Raw genomic sequence first — 22,938 nt, forward strand, 5'->3', positions numbered from 1 at the left:
GTTTCGGGGCTGCTTTCTGGAAAACAGCCCCGAAACACCTTCGCTTTTCTAAAGAATGATCCGGCTCACAGAACAGAAAAAAGCCCGCTTGGTTTCTTTTGGGATTGCCACGGCTGTGCTGACTGGCTTTTGCTCCTTCATCAGTTATTTTCTTGAAACCAACTTTTCCTATCAGGGTGAAGCTGCTCTGAAGGGCTACGGGCACCTCCTGGAAGAAGACCTTACCAAGGGCCTGTTTGTGGTCATCTCCGGTAATCTGGTTCTTTCCACCTTGATCACCCACCAGTTCTTTTTACTCCTGGAAAGGGAAGTGCAGGTCATTGCCTACAAACTTTTAAGAGGGGCAGCTTTGTTGATTTTAGCGCTGCTGTTGGCATACCTTGGAGAGAAAATACAGGAAGGCCTTTCCGCTCCCCTACTCCATCACACAAGACTCATAGACATCACGCTGACTTGGGTACTGAGAATAATCGGCTTCTTCCAGGGATATTGGCTCACTAAAATAGTGTGTACCTATTCGAAACATTCAAAAGTCTCTATTTAAGAGATTGTCCTATTAAAGTTCAGCACTTAGCCACTCCCTCAGAAGGCCTAATCCAAACCATTGCAAGAATAAGCTGTTTTTTGGGCTTTTACCCTAAAACAACCTCAAAACAGGTATTGGCTATCTTCATACTTGAATTTTTTTCAGCATCTTCTTCTATCACTTCTTTTTTACTCTTTCTCCATCCGCTGCTATTCCTTCCAAAGCTCATCACCACTAAAATCACAATAAAGCTTAATTCAAGATATATCATAAATAATTTAAAGCCAACTACTTAAACGCAACACATCAAATACCCAATCAAAATAATACAACATCATCACTTAAACACTACAAACCCTGCTACACAGGTTCTACTAGGAGCACATTGTATTTTAAGCTTCTTTGTTGCCCGGCTAAATCCAAAGGCACTGATGCACCCATAACCCTTTGTACCTTTTTCACGTTTCGGGTATTAAAAAGCAAAAAAGCTATATATTAATTCCTCAGCATCATCTACTATGGTTCAACCGTGCTTCCATTTTCAGATCTCTGCCGAAGCTTTACAGGGCAAGGTATCTGAAATCGGGAAGGCGGCCGGTGGGGAATCCGCTGAAAACGCTCCTTTCGTCAGGAATACTTTTCTCAACCATACACTTAGATCTATCGGAAACGGAGTCTTGGCCCCTCGGCATTCAGCCAAGGCGTTGCTGTTTGCTTTGCATTCATGGCGGCACGCCTCTGGGCACCTTGTCACGTGCGCTTCCCTCCGTAGCCCTTTTAACCCCCTAAACACCCACTGATAACTATGAAAAAGAAAGTCTTGATTACCGGCGGTGCAGGCTTCATTGGGTCTCACCTGGCAGATGAACTAATCAACTTCGGATATGAGGTACGCGCCCTGGATAACCTTTCTGAGCAAGTGCACGGCAAAGATTGTGAGCGCCCAGAATACCTTCACCCCGAGGTGGAGCTGCAGGTAGGCGACGTGCGTGACAAAGCGGCCGTGAAGAAAGCCCTGGATGGCGTAGATGCCGTGTTCCACTTCGCCGCCATGGTGGGTGTGGGCCAGAGCATGTATGAAATCAAGGAATACACTGATGTGAACAACATCGGCACCGCCGTTCTGTTGGAGTGCTTAATTGAGAAGCCGGTGAGCAAACTGGTGGTAGCCTCCAGCATGAGCATCTACGGCGAGGGCCTCTATACTTCCACCACCGGCGAGAAGGTGATTGCTGCCGAGCGTGGCCTGGAGCAACTCAAAGCCGGCGACTGGGAACTGAAAGACGACAAAGGCGGTATCTTAACCCCGATCGCAACGCCTGAATCTAAAATTCCGTGTCTGTCCTCGGTGTACGCACTGTCCAAATATGACCAGGAGCGCCTTTGCTTAATGGTGGGCCGTGCCTACAACATCCCGACCGTGGCCATGCGCTTCTTCAACGTGTATGGCACGCGTCAGGCGTTGTCTAACCCATACACCGGCGTGCTGGCCATCTTCGCCTCGCGCTTCCTGAACAACAACGCCCCTATGATTTTCGAGGACGGAAACCAGCAGCGCGATTTCGTGCACGTGCGCGATGTGGCGTTGGCTTGTCGTTTGGCCATGGAGAAAGAGGAAGCCAACGGGCAGGTCTTCAACGTGGGCAGCGGCAACAACTACACCATTAAAGAGATTGGCGAGCGTTTAGCTCAGGTAATGGGAAAACAGGAATTAATTCCTGAGATTACCGGTAAGTACCGCGTAGGCGACATCCGCCACTGCTACGCCGACATCAGCCTGGCCAAAGAGGTGCTGGGCTTCTATCCACAAGTAGAATTCAACAGCGGTTTAACTGAGCTGGCCGATTGGCTGGAGGGACAGATTGCGTACGACCGCGTCAATGAGGCGAGCGCCGAGTTAGCAGCCCGGGGCTTAACCGTGTAAGTCCGCGTTTCTGACTTGTTTTCCCAAAAAGAAGCTTAAAACCCGTATGACAAGAACCGCTAAATCACAACCTAAACATACTCCCCTGGCCGCCCCCACCATCGGCTTGGTACAATGGTTCCAGCCTGGTGAGCACGCCCGTGTGGAAGAATCCCTCGCGGAAATGAAAGAACTTGGCGTCACGGAACTGCGCACCGGCATCTCCTGGGCAACCTATACTACTGAGGAAGGCAAGGCGTGGTACAGCTGGTTGATTCCTACTTTGGCCAAACAAGTGCAGGTGCTGCCTTGTTTCCAGGGAACGCCCCCGCATTTGGGAGTAACTGCCAAGACCTCGGCCCCGCCGCAAAATCCGAACGCTTTCGCAGAGTTCCTGCACGAGGTATTGGCTGACCTGGGCACCCACTTTGAGTGGGTAGAGCTCTGGAACGAGCCCAACAACATTGCCCATTACGACTATACCTTAGACCAGAACTGGAACACGTTCTCCCAGATGATAGCCGTAGCGGCCCAAGTAGCCAGGCAGCACGGTAAGAAAACCGTATTGGGCGGCATGAGCCCCATCGATCCCAACTGGCTGCAACTCATGTACAGCCGTGGCGTGCTGGAAAACATTAACGCCGTAGGCATCCACGGGTTCCCCGATGTTTATGACCAAAATTGGGAAGGCTGGGACGCGAACATCCAACGCGTGCGCGAGGTGCTGGACCGCAACAACACCAAAGCCGAGATCTGGATCACCGAGGCCGGTTTCTCTACCTGGCAGCACGACGAGTTCAAGCAGTTCCAGGAGTTCAGAAAGGTGAGCAAAGCCCCGGTAACCAAAGTGTACTGGAGCAGCCTGCATGACCTGGACGCTGAAGGCAAGTTTCACGTGGACAATCGTGCTTTGTTCTTCGGGTTGAAGAACGTGGATGGCTCGCCTAAACTCCTTTATAGATTATGGGCTGAAAACGGTTTGGATGGGCTGGACAAGTTCAACTTCATCCGCCGCAAAGAAGATTTCTCAGACCAGGAGCGCTATTCAGTAGTGACGGGCGGAGCTGGCTTTGTGGGCACTAACCTAGCCAAACGCCTTTTGGAGCAAGGCAAGCGCGTGCTCATTTTTGATAACCTTTCCCGCACCGGCGTAGAGCGCAACCTGCAGTGGCTGCACCAGAACTACGGCGAGAAGCTGGAAGTGTACGTAGGCGACATCCGTGACCTGCAGGCCGTGAAACGCGTGATGAAGTACGCCAACGAGGTGTACCATTTTGCGGCGCAGGTAGCAGTGACGACTTCTTTGACCGGTCCCATCCAAGATTTTGAAATCAACGCAAGAGGCGTGGTGAACGTGCTGGAAGCCATCCGGGCGCAGGACAATCCGCCGCCGCTGGTGTTCACGTCTACGAATAAAGTGTACGGCGGCCTGGAAGACCTTCGGTTCATCCCGAACGGCACCCGCTACAACCCTTCAGACAAGCACATTAAAGCCAACGGCATTTCAGAGGCCCGTCCGCTGGACTTCCACAGCCCGTATGGCTGCTCCAAAGGCGCCGCTGACCAATACGTGGTAGATTATGCCAGAACGTATGGCATTCCGGCCGTGGTGTTTAGAATGAGCTGCATCTACGGTCCGCACCAGTACGGCAACGAAGACCAGGGCTGGGTAGCGCACTTCGCCATCAGAGCCATTGAGAACAAGGCCATCAGCATTTACGGAGACGGTAAGCAGGTACGCGACATCCTGTTCGTGGAAGACCTGGTAGATGCGTTTTTGCTGGCGCAGGAGAACATGAAAGACCTGTCCGGACAGGCCTTCAACATTGGTGGCGGCGTGAAAAACACCACCAGCCTGCTGGAGTTACTGGACTTGATTGGCACCTACCGCGGCAAGAAAGTGAACCTGAGCTTCGGCGACTGGAGACCAGGCGACCAGCACTATTATGTGTCTGACATCCGAAAGTTCCACGAGGCCACCGGCTGGTACCCAAAAAACAGTGTGGCCGAAGGCGTAGCCAAATTGTACCAGTGGCTCTGCGAAACCAGAGGCATTGAAGTGTCTTTGAAAGCTCCCGTCGCTGTGGAACAAGAAACCGATAACGTAGCAGTAGCTTAATACCCTATCATGCAAACCGACCTATTCCAAGAAACCCTTGACACCGCCGCTGCCACCACCATGGCGGCAGCGGTGATTACCGCTCCTAAACAAGTAGAAATCCAGGAGGTAGCGCTGCCCGAACCAACTGCCACGCAAGTGCGCATTAAGCTGGAAGGCTGCGGACTGTGCGCCTCCAACATTCCCGTGTGGGAAGGCCGCGAGTGGTTCTCCTACCCTATCTCTGCTGGTAATCCCGGCCATGAAGGCTGGGGCATCATTGACGCCGTGGGCGCTGAGGTAAAAGACCTGAAAGTAGGCGACCGCGTAGCCGCCCTTTCCTATAATTCTTACGCCGCCTATGACGTAGCCGAAGCCACCTCGGTGGTGAAGTTACCGGAGTCATTGGCCGGCAAGCCGTTCCCCGGTGAGCCCTTGGGCTGCGCCATGAACATCTTCAAACGCTCTGATATCAAAGCCGGACAAACCGTGGCCATCCTGGGCATCGGGTTTCTGGGAGCTTTACTCGTACAATTAGCCAAAGAGGCGGGCGCCAGGGTTATTGCCATCTCCCAGCGTCCGTTCTCTCTGGACATCGCCCAGCAATGCGGTGCCGATGAAATCATCCCCATGGATGACCACTACAAAATCATTGAGCGCGTGAAAGAACTCACCGGTGAAGTCTTCTGCGACCGCGTGATTGAGTGCACCGGCAAAGAATGGCCGTTGAACCTGGCCGGCGAGCTGTGCAAAGAGCGCGGCCGCCTCATCATCGCCGGGTTCCACCAGGACGGCATGCGCCAGGTGAATATCCAGCTCTGGAACTGGCGCGGCCTGGACGTGATTAACGCCCACGAGCGCGACCCGCAGATGTACTTGGATGGCATCAAAGAAGCAGTAGTAGCCGTAGAAAGCGGCCGCCTGAAACCCGAGATGCTCTACACCCACACCTTCCCGCTGGAGAAAATGGACGAGGCATTCGCCGCCCTCACGGACCGCCCGGAAGGGTTCATGAAGGCGATTGTGACGATGTAGATTTCGCATTGATGATCCGTACGGACAGGTCGCGACCTGTCCTACTCGTCTCCCCGCGCATTGAACCAAAATTCAACGCAACAGGCAACTGGTACTGCATTGAACAACCGTTTAGGACAGGTCGCGACCTGTCCCTACAACCACAACAAACCCGTTTCCCACCTCTTTTTCCAAAGACAGGTGGGAAACATTTTGCTTCTACAAAGAAGCTGAACAACCTGGAAACAAACCCTTTCAACCTATGGCTGAAGACACTTTACTAGAACCCACCCAAGAAGCAGCAACCCCCACCGTTGCTTCCACAGATACTTTAAAACTCGGCTTTCTAGGCATCGGCTGGATTGGCCGTAACCGCATGGAAGCCATCGCCAATGCCGGCGTAGCCGAGGTAACTGCCGTGGTAGACCCAGCCCCGCAAAACGTAGAGGAAGCCCAAAAAACCGCTCCGGCCGCCAAAGTGGGCAACACCATTGAAGACTTACTAACTGATGAAATAGACGGCGTAGTCATCGCAACGCCCAGCTCCTTCCACGCAGCCCAATCCATTCAGGCCCTGGAAAGCGGGAAAGCCGTTTTCTGCCAAAAGCCTTTGGGCCGGTTTGCCGAAGAAACCCAGCGCGTAGTGGAAGCGGCCCGCAAGGCCGATACACTCTTGGGCGTGGACCTCTCCTACCGCAGCACCGTAGCCATGCGCAAAGTGTATGAACTGGTAAAATCAGGCGAACTGGGCGACATCTACGGCGTGGAGCTGGTGTTCCATAACGCATATGGTCCAGACAAGCCGTGGTTCTATGACCCGAAACTCTCCGGCGGCGGCTGCGTGATTGACCTGGGCGTGCACCTGGTGGATTTGGCGCTCTGGACCTTAGACTTTCCCGAAGTGGAAAGCGTGACCAGCAGCCTCTTCTCCAAAGGCAAACGCCTGACGTCTTCTGAAGATACCGTGGAAGACTACGCGATGGCCAGCATCCAATTAGCGACTGGTCCGCACGTGCAGCTGACCTGCTCCTGGAACTTGCCTGCCGGGCAGGAAGCCATCATCAGTGCTACGTTCTACGGCACCAACGGAGGCGCGGCCTTCAAAAACGTGAACGGCTCCTTCTATGATTTCGTGGCGGAGCGGTTTTGGGGCACCCAAACTGAGACCCTGGTTTCCCCTCCGGATGCCTGGGGCGGACGTGCCGGTGTGGAGTGGGCGCAGCGCGTCGCCAACGGCGAGAAATTCAGCGAAGAAGCCGAGCAGTTTGTGAAAGTAGCAGAAGTACTAGACAGAATTTATGGTAGATAAACCGCATCGGCGCGTACTCATGACCACCGACAGCGTAGGCGGCGTCTGGACCTACAGTCTGGAGCTCATCCGCGCGATGGCGCCTTATAACGTGCACTTTTACCTGGCTACCATGGGCGCGGCCATCACCCTGCAGCAACGACAGGAACTGGCGGCACTCACCAACGTGACCGTGTACGAAAGCGAATACCAGTTGGAGTGGATGGACAACCCTTGGACCGAGGTAGACCTGGCAGGCCAATGGCTGCTGGAGCTGAACGAACAGCTCAACCCAGACCTCATCCACCTGAACAACTTCTGCCACGGGCATCTGCCCTGGAACAAACCGGTGCTCATGGTCATCCATTCCTGCGTGCAGACCTGGTGGCGCGCCATGAAAGGCGAGAACGCCCCGGCAGATAGACACTACTACTTTGAGCGTGTACGCGATGGCCTGCACGCCGCCGATTTGGTGATTGCGCCCACCGAGGCCATGCTTCAAGAAGCGGAAACCGTTTACGGCACCTTTTCCCAGAAACAGGTCATAAACAACGGCCGTGACCCCCATGCCTTCCACTTCGGCCGCAAAGAACCGTTCATCTTCAGCATGGGTCGCGTCTGGGACGAAGCCAAGAACATCGCCCTGCTTACCCAGGTAGCCGATGCCGTGGACTGGCCTATTTATATCGCCGGTGATGCTGTGCATCCGGCCACCGGCGACAGCAAGCTGTTCAAAAACGTGCATTTCCTGGGCAAGCTCTCGCAGCGCGAAGTAGCCAATTGGCTTTCTCGTGCCTCGTTGTACGTGCTGCCTGCCAAGTATGAGCCGTTCGGGTTGTCTATTCTAGAGGCTGCTTTCTCAGGATGCGCGTTGGTGTTGGGCAAAATCAACAGCCTCAAAGAAATCTGGGGCACCTCCGCCGACTACGTAGACACCGATGATGTGGAAGGATTAACCACTATCCTTCAGAAACTCATCGATGATGAATTCCTGCGCAACATCATGGCCTGCCGGGCAGTGAAAAAAGCCCAGGACTACACCACCGCGCTCATGGCCCAGGAGTACCTGCAAGCCTACGCCACGTTGCATACGCGGGTAAAACCCAAAGCGCCTAATCAGGTGGAGACGTTGTAGTGGAGTTTAAGCGAGCAGATTCTCCCCTTGAGGGGAGATAAAGAGGGGTGTTTACATCTGCGGAGACGATTTTAGCTGAACAAATAGAATCTAGCAATGTGTGAATCAGCAGGTGTAAACATCCCCCTTCGCCCCCTTCAAAGGAGGAATATCGGCTAATGTTGTTTGCGACTAACATCACACGGCAGTTACAAACTGCCACCATGATAGGTCCAAGTCACAGACTTGAACCATAGAATAGATAAGAAATCAAATTAGTCTAGTATCTAACATCCAACTACTAGCATCTAACTAAGAATTATGAAACTGGTATTATTCTACCACTCGCTGCTCTCTGACTGGAACCACGGCAATGCTCACTTCCTGCGCGGCATTGTGCAGGAACTCAAGAGCCGCGGCCATGACGTGCAGGTTTACGAACCCAAAGATGGCTGGAGCCTCAGCAACCTCATTTCGCAGTACGGCGAGGAAAAAATTGAGGAACTGCACCAATACTATCCGGGCCTTGACACCAACTTCTACGAGCTGGACACGCTCAACTTAGACGAGGTGCTGGCTGGTGCCGATTTGGTGCTAGTACACGAGTGGAACGACCATGACCTGGTGCGCCTGGTGGGCGAGCACCGCAGCAAGAACAACTACCGCCTGCTCTTCCATGACACCCACCACCGGGCTGTGACTGAGCGCGAGAGCATGGCCGCCTATGACCTCACCCACTATGATGGGGTACTGGCCTTTGGTAATGTCATCAAAGAACTGTACCTGAACGAGGGCTGGACCAAAAAGGCTTGGACCTGGCACGAAGCCGCCGATACCCGCATTTTCTATCCGCGCACCTCCACCGAGAAGGAAGGTGATTTAGTCTGGATTGGCAATTGGGGCGACGAAGAGCGTACCGCCGAGCTCCACGAATTCTTGCTGAACCCTGTGAAAGAACTCGGCCTGAAAGCCAAAGTCTACGGGGTGCGCTACCCAGACCACGCCATCAAATCATTGGCCGAAGCCGGAATTGAATACGGCGAGTGGCTCCCCAACTACAAAGCGCCTGAGGTGTTCGCCAAGTACAAAGTGACCGTGCACGTGCCGCGTAGACCGTACGTAGAGGCATTGCCGGGCATTCCCACCATCCGCCCGTTTGAGGCGCTGGCCTGCGGCATTCCGTTGATTACCGCGCCTTGGGAAGATGCAGAAAACCTGTTCACCCCAGGCGAAGATTTCCTGGTGGCCAGAAACGGTGCCGAAATGAAAAAACACCTCCAAAGCGTACTGCAAGACACCCGCCGCACCCAGGACATGGTGGCTGACGGCCTGCGCACCATCAACCGCAGACACTCCTGCTCGCACCGCGTGAACGAGCTGGAGGAAATCTGCGAAGAACTGGGCATCGCGCCCGAAAAAATCTATCCATCCTCAAAATCTCCTGTGACCCATGCAGAATAAAAAGCTCAACATCGCCTTCTTCGGCTCTAGTTTGGTTTCCGCGTACTGGAACGGTGCCGCCACCTACTACCGCGGCATCGTGCGGGCGCTGCATGACCGCGGCCACCAAGTCACCTTCTACGAGCCCGATGCTTACCAACGTCAGGAGAACCGTGACATTCCGGACCCCGAGTACGCCAAAGTAGTGGTGTATCCGGCCACCGAGGAAGCTGTGTACCAGATGCTGGAAGACGCGGCCTCGGCCGATGTGGTGGTGAAAGCCAGCGGCGTAGGTGTCTTTGACGAGTTGCTGGAAGCCGAGGTGCTGAAACTGCAAAGCCAGAACTGCCTCGTGATTTTCTGGGACGTAGACGCGCCCGCCACCCTGGACCGCGTAGAAAACGACCCCGCCGACCCATTCAGAGCCCATGTTCCGCAATATGATCTGATTCTGACCTACGGCGGCGGCGACCCGGTCATCAACGCCTACGCCAAACTAGGCGCCAAAAAATGCATTCCGATTTACAACGCCCTGGACACCGCCACCCACTATCCGGTTGAACCCGAGGAGCGTTTCCAATGCGACCTCGCCTTCTTAGGCAACCGCTTGCCCGACCGCGAAGCCCGCGTAGAGCAGTTCTTCTTAGACGTAGCCGCCCAATTATCAGAGCAGCAGTTCATCATAGGCGGTAGTGGTTGGGGCGATAAACCCATGTCCTACAACGTGAACTACATCGGGCACGTGTACACCAAAGAGCACAACGCCTTCAACTGCACGCCAAAAGCGGTGTTGAACATCAGCCGCGAGAGCATGGCCCGCTACGGCTTCTCCCCGGCCACCCGCGTATTCGAGGCCGCCGGTGCCGGCGCCTGCATCATCACCGACTACTGGGAAGGCATCGACTTCTTCTTCGAGCCGGAAACTGAGATTCTAGTAGCCAAAGACGGTGCTGAAGTAGCCAAGTTGTTACAAGGTTTAACGCCAGAACGCGCCAAAGCCATCGGCGAAGCCGCGTACAAAAAAGTACTGGCCCAACACACCTACGGCCACCGCGCCGATGAACTGGAGCAATTGCTTTTGACTACGCCTCGCACCAAAACCGATATTACGGCCACGGACACGAAAGAAGTAGTGTCCTAGCCTCCATCCATTTAGGGGCTGCTTTTCTAAAAACGACCCCTAAACGGAAACCAAATAAACCGCTGGCGCGAGCTTGCAGCTCGTGTCCGCACACATAGCAGGTCCTCTTTTTGTCATCCTGAAAGGACCTTGTGAGAAAACGGTAGTGGCGTTTCTCTAACGTGTTTCTAGTTCGCCCACAAGATCTTTCCAAGATGACAGGAGTGTTTGAATTGCATATCATTGTTATACGTGCGGACACGAGCGGGACGCTCGCGCCAGCGAAAAAGTCTTGATACTTGATACATGATACTTGTGTCTAAAAATATGAGTAAAAAACCGTTGAACATAGTCATCCTGGGCTTGTCCATTACCTCTAGTTGGGGCAACGGGCACGCCACCACGTTTAGGGGTCTAGTGCGCGAGTTGCGTAACCGGGGCCACCACATCCTGTTCCTGGAGCGTGATGTGCCGTGGTACGCCTCTAACCGTGATCTACCTAATTCAGAGTATTGCCAGACCGAGTTGTACCAGTCGCTGGAAGATTTGCAGGCCCGCTTCACGGAGCAGGTGCGCGACGCTGATTTCGTGTTGGTAGGCTCGTACGTGCCTGAGGGCGTGGCTGTGGGCGAATGGGCCATTCAGACCGCGCAGGGCGTCACCGGTTTCTATGACATCGATACGCCGGTGACTCTGGCCAAACTGGCCCGCGAAGACTACGAGTACCTGCACCCGCGCCTCATTCCGCAGTATGATATGTACCTTTCCTTTACCGGCGGTCCTACGCTGGAGAAACTGGAGAAAGAGTTTGGCTCGCCCATGGCCCGGCCGCTGTACTGCTCGTTTGACCCGGAGCTGTACTTCCCAGAGCCGCAGGAAGAAAAAGTGTGGGACTTAGGCTACCTCGGTACTTACTCCGATGACCGACAGCCGCCGTTGGAGAAACTCATGCTGGATGCTGCCCGGGAGTGGCCGTTGGGCTCCTTCGTAGTGGCCGGCCCCCAGTACCCGGATACCATTCAGTGGCCCGAGAACTGTGAGTATATCCACCACCTCCCGCCCGCCGAGCACCGGAAGTTCTACAACCAGCAGCGCTTCACCCAGAACATCACCCGCGCCGATATGATTAAAGCCGGCTACTCGCCCAGCGTGCGCCTCTTTGAAGCCGCCGCCTGCGGTACGCCCATCATCTCCGATTATTGGGACGGCCTGAATGAGCTGTTTGAATTCGGAAAAGAGATTCTGGTCTCCTACTCCGCGGAGGACACGTTGAATTTCCTGATTGACCTGCCAGAAGAGGAGCGCCTTGCCATTGGGGAACGCGCCCGCCAGAAAGTACTGGCCCACCACACCGCCGCCCACCGGGCGCAGGAATTGGAAAGCTATGTGTTGGAAGTCCTGAGTGCTGAGTCCAAAGTCCTGAGTGGCAAAGAGGAATTGGAGTTGGGAAGTTAGTCCTGCTTCAAAATACGTGAATGTCGGTTTTCGGCCTGTTTTGAGAAAAGCAGGCCGAAACTGTTTTATAGAGTTCTAGCCTATTAGAAATGCCCTACTAGAGAATTTCCATTATTCATTCAATCATGCAATTTCTTACCTTCACTAACCCTTAGCATGCTTTACCAGCTATAATGACGAAACTATGAACCACCGCATTCCTAAACTTTTAGCCTTGCTGCTACTCGCCTTATTTCTGGCACCGGTAGCAAACGCACAAACCAAAAGGGCCTCAACTACTTCCACTTCCTCCAACCAGGTAAAAACCGCTAACGGCATTTTAGAAGGCACGCTGGAGAAAAGCGGCATTCGCTCGTTCAAGGGCGTGCCGTTTGCCGCGCCGCCGGTGGGCGAGTTGCGTTGGCGCGAGCCGCAGCCGGTGAAGAACTGGCAGGGCGTGCGCAAGTCCACACAGTTCGGGCCGAGGGCTATGCAGTTGCCGGTGTTCGGGGATATGAATTTCCGGAGCAACGGCGTGAGCGAAGACTGTTTGTACCTGAACGTCTGGACGCCGGCTAAAACCGGAAAAGAAAAGCTGCCGGTACTGGTGTACTTCTACGGCGGGGGCTTTATTGCCGGCGATGGATCAGAGCCGCGCTATGACGGCGAGAGCATGGCCCAGAAAGGCATGGTGGCCATCACGGTGAACTATCGGTTGGGCGTGTTCGGGTTCTTTGCGCATCCAGAGTTGAGCCAGGCCTCTCCGTACAAAGCCTCGGGCAACTACGGTTTCCTGGACCAGACGGCGGCTTTGCGGTGGGTGAAAGAAAACATTGCTGCCTTTGGGGGTGACCCTAACAAAGTGACCATTGCCGGGGAATCGGCGGGATCTATGTCGGTGAGTGCGCAGATGGCGTCTCCGCTTTCCAGGAACCTCATTGCCGGGGCCATTGGTGAAAGCGGGGCCTTGGTGAACTCGGGCTTTGATCCGGTTCCGTTAGCGGTAGGCGAACAAAACGGGATAAAATTCGCCACCAGCATTGGCGCTAATTCTCTGGCGCAATTGAGAGCCATGGACGCCCAACAATTGCTGACCGAAGCCGGCAAACCGGGGGTAAGCCGGTTTAGTCCTACCATTGACGGCTACTTCTTCCCGAAAACGCCTGCCGCCATCTTTGCCGCCGGTGAGCAGGCGAAGGTTCCGCTGCTGGCCGGCTGGAACTCGCAGGAAATGGGCTATCAGGCCTTACTGGGTCAGGACGCGCCCACCAAAGAGAACTTCACCAAAGCCGTGCAACGCGTGTTCGGGGAGCGGGCCGAGGAAATCCTGAAGCAATACGCCGCCACCACCGATGAAGAAGTGATGCAAGCCGCCACCGATTTAGCCGGTGACCGGTTCATTGCCTACAGCACCTGGAAATGGATGGACCTGCACGGCAAAACCAGCGGCAAACCCGTGTACCGTTACCTGTACTCCCGCCCCCGGCCCGAGATGGTGCCGGAGATGGGCAATGCCACGCCGGGGCTGGCTGGTGGCGTGATCAAAGACAGCAATGCACCTAAAGCGCCACCCGCGCGAGGTGCCGTCCATTCCGCCGAGATTGAATATGCCATGGGCAACCTGGCCACCAACAAAGTCTACGCCTGGACTCCCGAGGACTACAAAGTTTCCAAAACCATGCAGGAGTACTTCGCCAATTTCATCAAGACCGGCAATCCCAACGGCGCAGGTTTACCCAAATGGCCAGTAGCCACTGGTAACACCCCGCAGTACCTGAACATTGACGTAAACACCCGCCTTGAAACGGAGAAAAACCGCGGCCGCTACCAGCTGCTGGATGAACTCGCCACCAAGAAGTAAACCTTCATAAGGCTCCTATTCCAGGAAAGCCATCGGTCTGAATGCAGCCTTACAAAAGCTGAGGTTCAGACCGATGGCTTTCTCTTTTTATGCTTACTTTAGCCCTGATTTCCAGAAAACTCCCCAAAAAATAAATCCAAGATTCTATCCACCCCACCTGTGCTATGAAAACAAAACTTGTGCTTGGCTTTATCGCTCTGCTGCTCACCTGCCTTGGTTTATCGTCGTTTCTGCCCAAGAAAGAATGGACGCCCTTGCTTGACAAAGACCTGTCGCAATGGGAAACGTACCTAAGCTACCGGCACAAAGTGGGCTACAACGGCAACGTGCCGGTAGACGCCCAGGGGAAAGAGATCGCGCCCATGGGCTACAACCCCAAAGGCCAGACGGTTTTCACGGTGGTGGAGGAAAACGGCGAACCTTTGCTGAAGGTAAGCGGCGAGGTATACGGCTGCGTGTACACCAAGCAGGAGTACGAGAATTATCACCTAAAGCTCAAATACAAGTGGGGCCAGCACAAGTTTGACCCCAGAAAAGACCTGCTGAAAGATTCGGGCGTGCTGTACCACTCCATCGGCAAGGCGGGGGTAGATTACTGGCGGGCCTGGATGCTCTCGCAGGAGTTCCAGATCATGGAAGGCCACACCGGCGACTACTGGAGCATTGCCAACTCTGCCATGGATGTGCGGGCTTACCTCCCAGAGCCGCCCCTGGTCAACGCCATTGCCAGTCTGGGGCAGCCCTTTCTTGGGTTTGGCACCGGTACGGGTCGTACTGGTTTCTGCCTCCGCAGCGCCGATTACGAGAGCAAAAACAATGATTGGACCGAGATTGAGCTGATCTGCTACGGCGACAAGAGCCTGCACCTGGTGAACGGCCAGGTAGTAATGGTGCTGCAGAATTCCCGCTACGTGGAGAACGGCAAGGCGACACCGCTCACCAAAGGCAAACTCCAGATCCAGAGCGAAGCTGCCGAGGTCTACTACAAAGACATCCTGATCAAGCCCCTCACCGAGATGCCGAAGAAGTACGCGGCCTACTTCAATTAACCGCTTTGCACAGGTGGGTGGGGCGCGCAACCGCCCTCCGCTTTCCGTACGTTTCGCTACCCTCAGCACAAAAGATCAGCCTTTACCCACATCAGGGCACAAACCCTATTTTTGTGCTGAAAACAGGAGGGCAATGCACCTCCCCGCCCATCCATGAAAAAAGGACAGATTTCCAATTTCCTCCGCCAGGCCAGGCTGCTCTACCTCACCGACTGGCTCCGGTACCACCTGCAGGCCTACAAAAACAGCAAAGCCAACCAACGATTCAGGAAAGAGCATCCGGGGGTGGTTCTGCCGCCCGACTACCTCATGTATGAGTCGTTTCAGCTCAACTATGACAAGTATTACCGGGGCGGGCGCGAAACGGCGCAGTGGCTCACCCATCACCTCAGCCGCCACACGGCGCTAGAGGACAAAAAGATACTGGACTGGGGCTGCGGGCCGGGCCGAATCATCCGTCACCTGCCCGAGCTGGTGGGCAACGGCTGCCAGTACTTCGGCACAGATTACAACGCCCGGTCCATTGCCTGGTGCGCCCGGCACCTGCCCCATATAAAGTTTCACCACAACGGTCTGGCCGCGGCGCTGCCGTACCCAGACGCGTTCTTTGACGTGATCTACGGCATCTCCATCTTCACGCACCTCTCAGAGCAACTGCATCATGACTGGTTCCTGGAGCTGCAGCGGGTGCTGCGCCCCGGCGGTATCTTGTTTCTGACCACCCAGGGCGACAACTTCAAGCCCAAACTTACCGCTGCCGAAGTGCAGCAGTACACCCGTGGCGAGTTAGTGGTGAGGGGGAACGTAAAGGAGGGGCACCGCACCTATTCTGCCTTTCACCCCAAGCCGTTCATGCAGCGGCTGTTTGCCGGGGCCCGGGTTCTGGAACACCTTGAGCCCGCTCCAGAGCCCGGCAAAGGCCTTCCGCAGGACATCTGGATCATCCAGAAACCGCTGGCATGAAGGGCTGATTCTCTCACCAAGGGCCTGCGGGCAGTCCGTCACTCTACCTGTAAGCGTAAAAACCGATCCGCCCGCAACCTGGCCTTTGTGCTTGCCCCCAGAAGGAATCAACTGTTTTTAGCCCAGTTTTAATTTTTCGCCCCCAAAACACCTTCTGCACAAACATATAACTTTTACTATCCTGTTTTCCGTAAAAGCGGTTGAGAACACTTTCTAACCCAACCTACCCCTATGGACCTAACACAGGAAATTGCCTCCCTCGGCCCCTGGTTTCATAACCTGCACTTACCAGACGGTACCCAAACTGCCCCCAACCACAGTTTAGGCGATTTTCCATCCTTTAAGTGGCAACACATCCAACACCATATTCCGCAGGATCTGAACGGCTGGCGCGTGCTGGATGTGGGCTGTAACGCCGGCTTTTACACCATGGAACTGGCCAAACGCGGCGCCACCGTGCTGGGCATTGATGTGGACCCGCACTACCTGCGCCAGGCGCAGTGGGTAGCCGAGCAGTTTGGGCTGGATGACAAAGTAGAATTCCGGCAGATGCAGGTCTATGACGTGGCCCACCTGCAGGAGAAATTTGATCTTATCTGGTACATGGGCGTGATGTACCACCTGCGCTATCCGCTGCTCTCGCTGGACATCCTGTCGCAGAAAGTGACGCGCCTGATGGTGTTCCAGACCCTGACCATGCCGGGCGAGGAAGTAGCCGAAATCCCCAATGACATTGAGTTCAACGAGCGCGAGGTCATGCTGGAGCAAGGCTACCCCAAGATGGCGTTTATTGAGCACAAACTGGCCGGCGACGTCACCAACTGGTGGGCGCCCAACCACGCCTGCATTGAGGCCATGCTGCGCTCCTGCGGCCTCAAAGTGACCCAGAAACCCGACCACGAAATCTACCTCTGCGAGCCAGACCCCAACAACCAGAACAGCACCCATACCTGGAACAGCTCAGAGCTGCTGTCGGCTACCGGGCAGGCCTGGCAGGAGGCCGTAGCCGCCAAAGTAGAAGGAAAAAACCGCACCCTCACCCGCTAATCTTTTACAGAAAATATGCTCGTTTTTGGCGCACTTTCTGGAAAATGAGCCAAAAACGAGCATATTTGTTTCTACTTACTGTTAACCACATGTCAACTCCCCGTCCCTGGAAACTGCTTCGTTCCCAGATCGCCTTTAAACACAGATGGTACACCCTGCGCCGCGATGAGGTGGAACTGCCCAACGGGCACGTGGTAGATGACTTCTTCGTGAGCGAACGCCCAGACGGGGCCTACGTTTTCCCCTTAACCGAGCAGAACGAAGTTATTTTTGTGCGCCAGTACAAGCACGCCGCCGGCAAGATCTTTCTGGAGCTACCCGCCGGTTCCTTCTTCCCCACTGAGGAAAAAGCCGAAGACGCCGCCGTGCGCGAACTGGTAGAGGAAACCGGGGCCGTTACTACCCAGCCGCTTATTCCCATGGCCGTCATCCATGACAATCCGGCCAAAGACACCAACCGGCTACACCTGTTTCTGGCCCAGAACGTGCGCATTGAGCAAAAACAGGTACTGGACATTACCGAAGACATTGAAGTAGTACCCGTACCCCTGGACCAGGTGCTGCCCAAAATCCTGAGCGGCGAAATCTGTGTTTCGGGCTCGGTTTGCCTGTGTTTTCTGGCCTTGCGCTATTTGGGGCAGCTTTAGGGCTAGTAACAGAACTCCGTTTTAGGGGTAGAATTCTCAAGAAAGGTGAAAACCGCCCCAACTGAACGCCTACTTACGTTAGAAGGGAAATTGGGGGCAGTAACCTTTCCGGTGCCGGTTACCGTAGAACCCGCAAAACCTCATCCCCAATTACCCTTAACCCCAGCAGCGCGATGGCGGAAGTGACCGAGGGCCTGGCCCCTGAAGAAGGCAAGACGAAGAAAGATAAATCCTTGAAATCCAGGCGCGGGGCAGACACCTTGTTCCGGATTACGGCGGCCAACCAGATGCGTCTCAGTGACATGGCCGACAACAAAGCCCACATCCTGCTCACCATCAACTCCATCATTGTCTCGGTCTTGTTTACGGTGCTGTTCCGGAAAATTGACACGGAACCCGAGCTGATTGTACCCGGCATCCTTTTTCTGCTTACCTCTTTGAGCACCATGGTCCTAGCCATTCTGGTGACCATGCCCCGCATCAAGCGAGACAAGCCCGCTGTGCAGCCCCCTACCAAAGACAAACTCAATCTTATGTTCTTCGGGGATTTCCACAGCATGAGCCTGCTGGAGTACGAGGGGCAGATCATGGAACTGATCGCTGATCCCAAAACCCTGTACGCCAGCATGATCAAAGACAATTACCACCTGGGCGTGGTGCTGCAGAAGAAATACACCAGCCTGCGGTTTGCCTATATCTTTTTCATTGTAGGCTTTGTGGTCTCGGCGGTTTCCTTTGCCGTGACCGAGCTGTTGTTTTAGCCTCTACCAAGAACTACGCCTTGATGGTAGTGCAGAAAGTACTCTCGGTTTTGGGGACTTTTTTGGAAAAACATCGCCAAAACACCAGAACTCCGGTAAGCCTGCTGGAGAGAGATAGATTCAGCTACCTTTCAAAAGAAGGCTCCTTTTGCATTTCCAGTATTTATTCAATTATCCTGGCTAGTCTGTTTTACGTTTTAGGGCTTGCTGCATAAGCCATTTGCCTACATGAACAGACTCTACAAGAAACTCTACCAATTTTACTTAACTATTACGGGCAGCATCGCCCTTTGGCCTTCTGTTATTGCGTTAGGCTTCTTATCACTGGGCTTTTTTATCCTGTACTTTGAACGCACGGCATTGGGTATTTCGCTGGAGAAGAACTTTCTCTCCCGGCTTAACAGTGAGCCAGACAATGCCCGCCTAGTCTTGACCACCATTGCCTCTGGCACCATCACCCTAATGGTGTTCAGTTTCTCCATGGTGATGATTGTCTTGAGCCAGGCCACTTCTAACTTAACTCCCAGAGTAGTTCCGGGGCTTATCTCAGACAAGATGAACCAAGTGGTGCTGGGCGTGAACATTGGCACCATTCTCTACACCCTTATCCTGATTCTAAGCTTTAAACCCGGCGAAGAGAATGCCAGTGTGCCCATGATGGGGATTTTGCTGGGAGTGCTGTTCTCCATTTCCTGCGTAGCGTTGTTTGTTTACTTCATTCACTCCATATCAAGGGCCATTAAGCCAGACACCATTCTCACGCGCATTTACGCCACCACGCTTAATTCCCTGAAAAAGCAGACTTTGGGGGCGCATGAGAACGAAGCCTTGAAGAAGTTCCAGGATCCGGCGAACTGGTATGAGGTAAAAAGCAAGGAAGGCGGTTACCTGCGCGTTATTGAGCTGGAAAGCCTCAACAAATTGGCCCAGAGAGAAGACCTGGTCTTTGAGGTTACGGTTTCTATCGGGAAATTTATGGTACCAGGCTTCCCGTTTCTGCGCGCTAACAGGGACATCCAAGAAAACTAAGCCCTCTTGGATGACATCCAGGACTGCTTTGTTTTCTCCCTGGAGGAAGTGGCCGTGTCCGATTTTGAAAACGGTCTGCGGCAGATCAGCGAGGTGGGCGTAAAAGCGTTGAGCCCCGGCATCAATGATCCGGGAACCGCCCTTGGTGCCCTTGATTTTTTAACCCTGCTTTTGATAAAACGCATGCAGAGCTTTACGCCCAACTGCCTTTTGGATGAGAACCGCCAACTTAGGGTGATTAAGCGGCCCACTTCGCTGGAGGAGCTGCTTTATCGTTTTCTCACTCCCATCCGTACCTATGGCAAGGCAGACATCATGGTCATGCGCAAACTGCTGATGTGCCTGCAGTACATGCTTTACGCCGACCGATGCCTCAACGCGCATTCCAACACGTTATGGCGGCAGGTGCTGGTCATCAGAAATGATGCCCAGGAAAGCATCCAGAACCCTGAAGACCGGGAAGAAATCAACAAGGTTCTGGAAGAGATTAACAAATTACTGCCCCAGCAGCAAAAGCCAGTCACCTTATTGTCTTAAATCACACCCCGGCATATTTATGCTTCAAGCTACTTCTCCGGCATCGCTCCCCTGGATTCAGGTGGCCCCGGATGCTCCCTACTTCATCACCGAAGACGGTCAACCCTGGACCCCGGTGGGCCAGAACGATGCCATTACCTGGCCCGAGCTGGAAGGCCTGTTCCGCCGCAAAAACCTGCAGGCGGTAGAAGAATACCTGGCCTATCTATCGGCGCACGGCGTTACGTGTCTGCGGCTCATGTTGGAGTACGCCCAGGTACAGTATCGCTACTTTGAGAAACCGGCGGGCACGTTCAACCCCAGAATGGTCCAGCTCTGGGACGATCTTTTTGCCCTCTGCGCCAAGTACGGTCTGCGCATCCTGCTCACGCCCTATGACACGTTCTGGATGTGGATTAAGTGGAAGTACCACCCGTACAACAAACAACTGGGCGGTCCCTGCGCCGCACGCGGCCAATGGCTGCTGTGCCGAGACACCATGGAAGTGATCAAAAACCGCCTTACGTTTGTGATAGAGCGTTGGGGCGGCAGTGGCGTCTTGTTTGCCTGGGATCTCTGGAACGAGATGCACCCCGCCCACATGGGCAACAGCTCAGAGAATTTCTCGGCGGCGGCCACCGAGTTGAGCCAGCACGTGCGCGAGCTGGAGATGCGTTTGTACGGCCGCTCTCACCCGCAAACGGTCTCTATTTTCGGGCCCATCCTGTACACTAACCCAGACACCGCCGACACCATTTTCCGGCACCCGCTTCTGGATTTCGCCAGCACCCATTTCTACGATGCCAAAACCATTGACTACCCCAAAAATACGGTAGATTCGGCCATAAAGGTAGGCGAACTGGTGCGCGAGGCGCTGGAACACGCCCCGGCCAACCGCCCGTTCTTTGACAGCGAACACGGCCCCATTCACCTGTTCAAAGACAAAAAACACACCCTGGCCCCTGAGTTTGACGATGAGTATTTCCGGCACATTCAATGGGCGCACCTGGCCTCCGGCGCGGCTGGCGGCGGCATGCGCTGGCCCAACCGCCATCCGCACACGTTAACTCCCGGCATGCGTGTAGCCCAGAAAAACATGGTAGGTTTCCTGCCATTAATTAACTGGGCAAACTTCAAACGCAAGAACCTGAATCAGGAAATCAAGGCTTCTGAACCTGCCTTCGCGGTGATGGGCTGCGGAGACGAACAACAGGCCGTGGTGTGGCTTCTGCGCCAGGATGCGCTCTACCAAAGAAACCGCTTAATGAACCCCGCCGCTGTCCCTCTGGACGTAGAGCTTCACATCCCCAACCTAGCGGACGGAACCTACCAGATCACCACCTGGAACACGCAGGAAGGCAAAATACGCGAACAATTCCAGACCGAGGCCTGGGATGGCTACTGCTGCTTTATCGTGCCCGCCGTAAGAACGGATGTGGCGATTGCAGTAAGTAAATTGCCTGAGTAATAGTTTTCACTGTGTGTTATTGATTCTCCCCTTGAGGGGAGCGTAGAGGGGTGTTTACTTCTGTTGATCAGGCATCTGTTCCCTCGCTCGCCTCCGGCGAGTGTGAGTCATCAGGCGGCCTCTGGCCGCTGTGGAGGAAAAATGTTCAGCTTGATTGTGGTGCTTAAATATGCTCAGAAATGTAGCTTGTTTAAGAGCATAGCGGCGAGACGCCGCCCTATAACTTACACTCGCCAGAGGCGAGCGAAGGAAAAACTAGAAAGAATCGTCTGCTTTCATCCGGAACACATTTGATCCGTTAGGCTTCTTGTTTAAGGACTATTTTAGGAAAATCAGCCTTAGAACAGAAAGTACAAAGGGCTGCCAACTGAAATCCTATGTCGCGGAAGTTACTTCCGTGCCTATTAATCGAAAGTCACGGAAGTAACTTCCGCGCCATAGGAAGACATAGGGAGGCAACAGCTCCTAAAATTTCATACTTCTCGCTACAAAAACGCCTCCACCAACGCTTCCCATTCTTCCTGCAGCGAAACAGATGGTCTTTTCTTTCCGGCCCGGTTGTACCAGTAATCAGCGTTCCAGAGGTCACCTTCTTTGCGGTGGAAATAGGCATGAATCCAGGAGGCATTCTTGTCCGGCACATCCTGAATCAGTTCGTGCCCTTTTTCCCACTTGCCTTGGGCATCGTACCACAAAGCCTGCAAATACACCGAAGCTCCAGTGGGCGGAACGGGTGCGGAAAGGCTTTTCCTGAAATCTGTAAAGTCCATAGCTTCTAGAGGTTAAAGGAATCCAAGACGAGCCTGAAGGTGAGACAAAAAAATCGGAATATCAACGGATTTATTCTGTGTTCTTGATCTTCCATTAGTTTCGGTAAGCGGAAAAACCTGCTCATTACTGCCCTTGTTGGTGTTATCACCAACAAGCATAAAAGCATCACCTACTTCCAGTACAAGCGCAATGGCACCCGCTGCGTTTCAAGGCAGTTTTCCCTAAAATAGCCCCAAAACCCAGCCCAGAGAATCTACACCGGCAAAGCGCCAGTGTCATTGATCACCATGATTCTAGCTGTCTCATCGTACACCTCAATCAAGCTCACCGAGGCGGGGCTGATTTCTAGGCGTTGGAACATGTCCAGGTGGATGCCGGCGTAATAAGCCACGGCAGCTTTGATCAGGTCAGAGTGACTTACCACGGCTACCGTTTCATGGGGGTGTTTTTCGCACAGTTTCTGTAAACCGGCCACAAAACGGGTTTGGGCTTCCAGCATCATTTCGCCGCCGGGAATCTGGGCCACGCTTCTGAACGTGTTGAATTGGCGAAATTGTGCATTGCCGTTCAGCTCCTCAAAAGGCAGGTTGGTCCATTCCCCGAAATTCAGTTCCAGAAACGCCTCGTTGATGATGGGCTTAAGTTTGTGATGTTGGGCAATGGCTTCGGCGGTTTGCATGGTACGCTCCAGGGGGCTGGTGTAAATGGCCGAGATTTTTAAACCAGAGAGGCGTGCGCCTAAAGCACTGGCTTGGGCTTGTCCTTCTTCGTTCAGATGAACACCCGGTGTGCGGCCCGATAACCGTTTGCCTACTGAGTTGGTGGTGGCGTGCCTGATAAGTAAAAGTTTGGTCATGTAGCTGAGAAACTGGTATTCTGAGAGTATATA

Annotated in this window: 19 protein-coding genes and 1 pseudogene; 17 read left to right on the plus strand and 3 right to left on the minus strand. The window is 54.1% G+C overall.

Annotation, left to right across the window (positions count from 1 at the left end; genetic code table 11):
- Nucleotides 1-55 precede the first annotated feature (55 nt).
- Nucleotides 56-544, plus strand: a complete 489-nt coding sequence (locus JT718_RS15860) for a hypothetical protein (protein ID WP_205503702.1) — start codon at nucleotides 56-58, stop codon at nucleotides 542-544.
- An 88-nt stretch (nucleotides 545-632) separates the two neighbouring features.
- On the opposite strand, the gene JT718_RS15865 is transcribed toward JT718_RS15860, so the two are convergent.
- Entirely contained in the window at nucleotides 633-797 is a 165-nt protein-coding gene (locus JT718_RS15865) for a hypothetical protein (protein ID WP_205503703.1), read from the minus strand.
- 534 nt (nucleotides 798-1,331) lie between these two features.
- Here JT718_RS15865 and JT718_RS15870 point away from each other — a divergent pair.
- The 16 genes and pseudogenes from JT718_RS15870 (at nucleotide 1,332) to JT718_RS15950 (ending at nucleotide 21,278) form a co-directional block, all read left to right on the plus strand.
- Nucleotides 1,332-2,450: an NAD-dependent epimerase/dehydratase family protein gene (locus tag JT718_RS15870; protein WP_205503704.1), complete on the plus strand. Its 1,119-nt coding sequence runs from the start codon at nucleotides 1,332-1,334 to the stop codon at nucleotides 2,448-2,450.
- A 46-nt stretch (nucleotides 2,451-2,496) separates the two neighbouring features.
- A complete protein-coding gene (locus tag JT718_RS15875; protein ID WP_205503705.1) occupies nucleotides 2,497-4,548 on the plus strand; it encodes an SDR family NAD(P)-dependent oxidoreductase in 2,052 nt (683 codons plus the stop codon).
- A gap of 9 nt (nucleotides 4,549-4,557) precedes the next feature.
- Entirely contained in the window at nucleotides 4,558-5,562 is a 1,005-nt protein-coding gene (locus tag JT718_RS15880; protein ID WP_205503706.1) for an MDR/zinc-dependent alcohol dehydrogenase-like family protein, read from the plus strand.
- Between the two features lie 241 nt (nucleotides 5,563-5,803).
- The gene (locus JT718_RS15885) at nucleotides 5,804-6,850 is read left to right on the plus strand and encodes a Gfo/Idh/MocA family protein (RefSeq protein WP_205503707.1); all 1,047 of its coding nucleotides are present in this window, start codon (nucleotides 5,804-5,806) and stop codon (nucleotides 6,848-6,850) included.
- Nucleotides 6,840-7,964, plus strand: a complete 1,125-nt coding sequence (locus JT718_RS15890; RefSeq protein WP_240337130.1) for a glycosyltransferase — start codon at nucleotides 6,840-6,842, stop codon at nucleotides 7,962-7,964. The genes JT718_RS15885 and JT718_RS15890 overlap by 11 nt, the downstream gene beginning before the upstream one ends.
- A gap of 300 nt (nucleotides 7,965-8,264) precedes the next feature.
- Nucleotides 8,265-9,404 (plus strand): CgeB family protein, encoded by a 1,140-nt coding sequence (locus JT718_RS15895; RefSeq protein ID WP_205503708.1) that lies wholly within the window; start codon nucleotides 8,265-8,267, stop codon nucleotides 9,402-9,404.
- Nucleotides 9,394-10,524, plus strand: coding sequence for a CgeB family protein (locus JT718_RS15900; RefSeq protein WP_205503709.1), 1,131 nt, complete (start codon nucleotides 9,394-9,396; stop codon nucleotides 10,522-10,524). The genes JT718_RS15895 and JT718_RS15900 overlap by 11 nt, the downstream gene beginning before the upstream one ends.
- Before the next feature lie 306 nt (nucleotides 10,525-10,830).
- Entirely contained in the window at nucleotides 10,831-11,958 is a 1,128-nt protein-coding gene (locus JT718_RS15905; RefSeq protein ID WP_240337131.1) for a CgeB family protein, read from the plus strand.
- 184 nt (nucleotides 11,959-12,142) lie between these two features.
- Complete coding sequence (locus JT718_RS15910; RefSeq protein ID WP_205503710.1) at nucleotides 12,143-13,798, plus strand: carboxylesterase/lipase family protein; 1,656 nt, start codon at nucleotides 12,143-12,145, stop codon at nucleotides 13,796-13,798.
- A gap of 164 nt (nucleotides 13,799-13,962) precedes the next feature.
- Nucleotides 13,963-14,847, plus strand: a complete 885-nt coding sequence (locus JT718_RS15915) for a 3-keto-disaccharide hydrolase (protein WP_205503711.1) — start codon at nucleotides 13,963-13,965, stop codon at nucleotides 14,845-14,847.
- Between the two features lie 153 nt (nucleotides 14,848-15,000).
- Nucleotides 15,001-15,810, plus strand: coding sequence for a class I SAM-dependent methyltransferase (locus JT718_RS15920; RefSeq protein ID WP_205503712.1), 810 nt, complete (start codon nucleotides 15,001-15,003; stop codon nucleotides 15,808-15,810).
- A 231-nt stretch (nucleotides 15,811-16,041) separates the two neighbouring features.
- Nucleotides 16,042-16,857: a TIGR04290 family methyltransferase gene (locus tag JT718_RS15925; protein WP_205503713.1), complete on the plus strand. Its 816-nt coding sequence runs from the start codon at nucleotides 16,042-16,044 to the stop codon at nucleotides 16,855-16,857.
- Between the two features lie 89 nt (nucleotides 16,858-16,946).
- Complete coding sequence (locus tag JT718_RS15930; RefSeq protein WP_205503714.1) at nucleotides 16,947-17,504, plus strand: NUDIX hydrolase; 558 nt, start codon at nucleotides 16,947-16,949, stop codon at nucleotides 17,502-17,504.
- 173 nt (nucleotides 17,505-17,677) lie between these two features.
- Nucleotides 17,678-18,265 carry a Pycsar system effector family protein gene (locus tag JT718_RS15935; RefSeq protein ID WP_205503715.1) on the plus strand — a complete coding sequence of 196 codons (588 nt, stop codon included), beginning with the start codon at nucleotides 17,678-17,680 and terminating at the stop codon, nucleotides 18,263-18,265.
- 228 nt (nucleotides 18,266-18,493) lie between these two features.
- A pseudogene (locus tag JT718_RS20565) lies at nucleotides 18,494-19,831 on the plus strand (DUF2254 domain-containing protein).
- Nucleotides 19,832-19,850: 19 nt separating this feature from the next.
- Nucleotides 19,851-21,278 (plus strand): glycoside hydrolase 5 family protein, encoded by a 1,428-nt coding sequence (locus JT718_RS15950; RefSeq protein WP_205503718.1) that lies wholly within the window; start codon nucleotides 19,851-19,853, stop codon nucleotides 21,276-21,278.
- 485 nt (nucleotides 21,279-21,763) lie between these two features.
- On the opposite strand, the gene JT718_RS15955 is transcribed toward JT718_RS15950, so the two are convergent.
- The gene (locus JT718_RS15955) at nucleotides 21,764-22,048 is read right to left on the minus strand and encodes a hypothetical protein (protein ID WP_205503719.1); all 285 of its coding nucleotides are present in this window, start codon (nucleotides 22,046-22,048) and stop codon (nucleotides 21,764-21,766) included.
- A gap of 254 nt (nucleotides 22,049-22,302) precedes the next feature.
- Nucleotides 22,303-22,905 (minus strand): histidine phosphatase family protein, encoded by a 603-nt coding sequence (locus JT718_RS15960; protein WP_205503720.1) that lies wholly within the window; start codon nucleotides 22,903-22,905, stop codon nucleotides 22,303-22,305.
- Between the last annotated feature and the right edge of the window lie 33 nt (nucleotides 22,906-22,938).

The sequence above is a fragment of the Rufibacter psychrotolerans genome (assembly GCF_016924645.1).
Taxonomy (GTDB): Bacteria; Bacteroidota; Bacteroidia; order Cytophagales; family Hymenobacteraceae; genus Nibribacter; species Nibribacter psychrotolerans.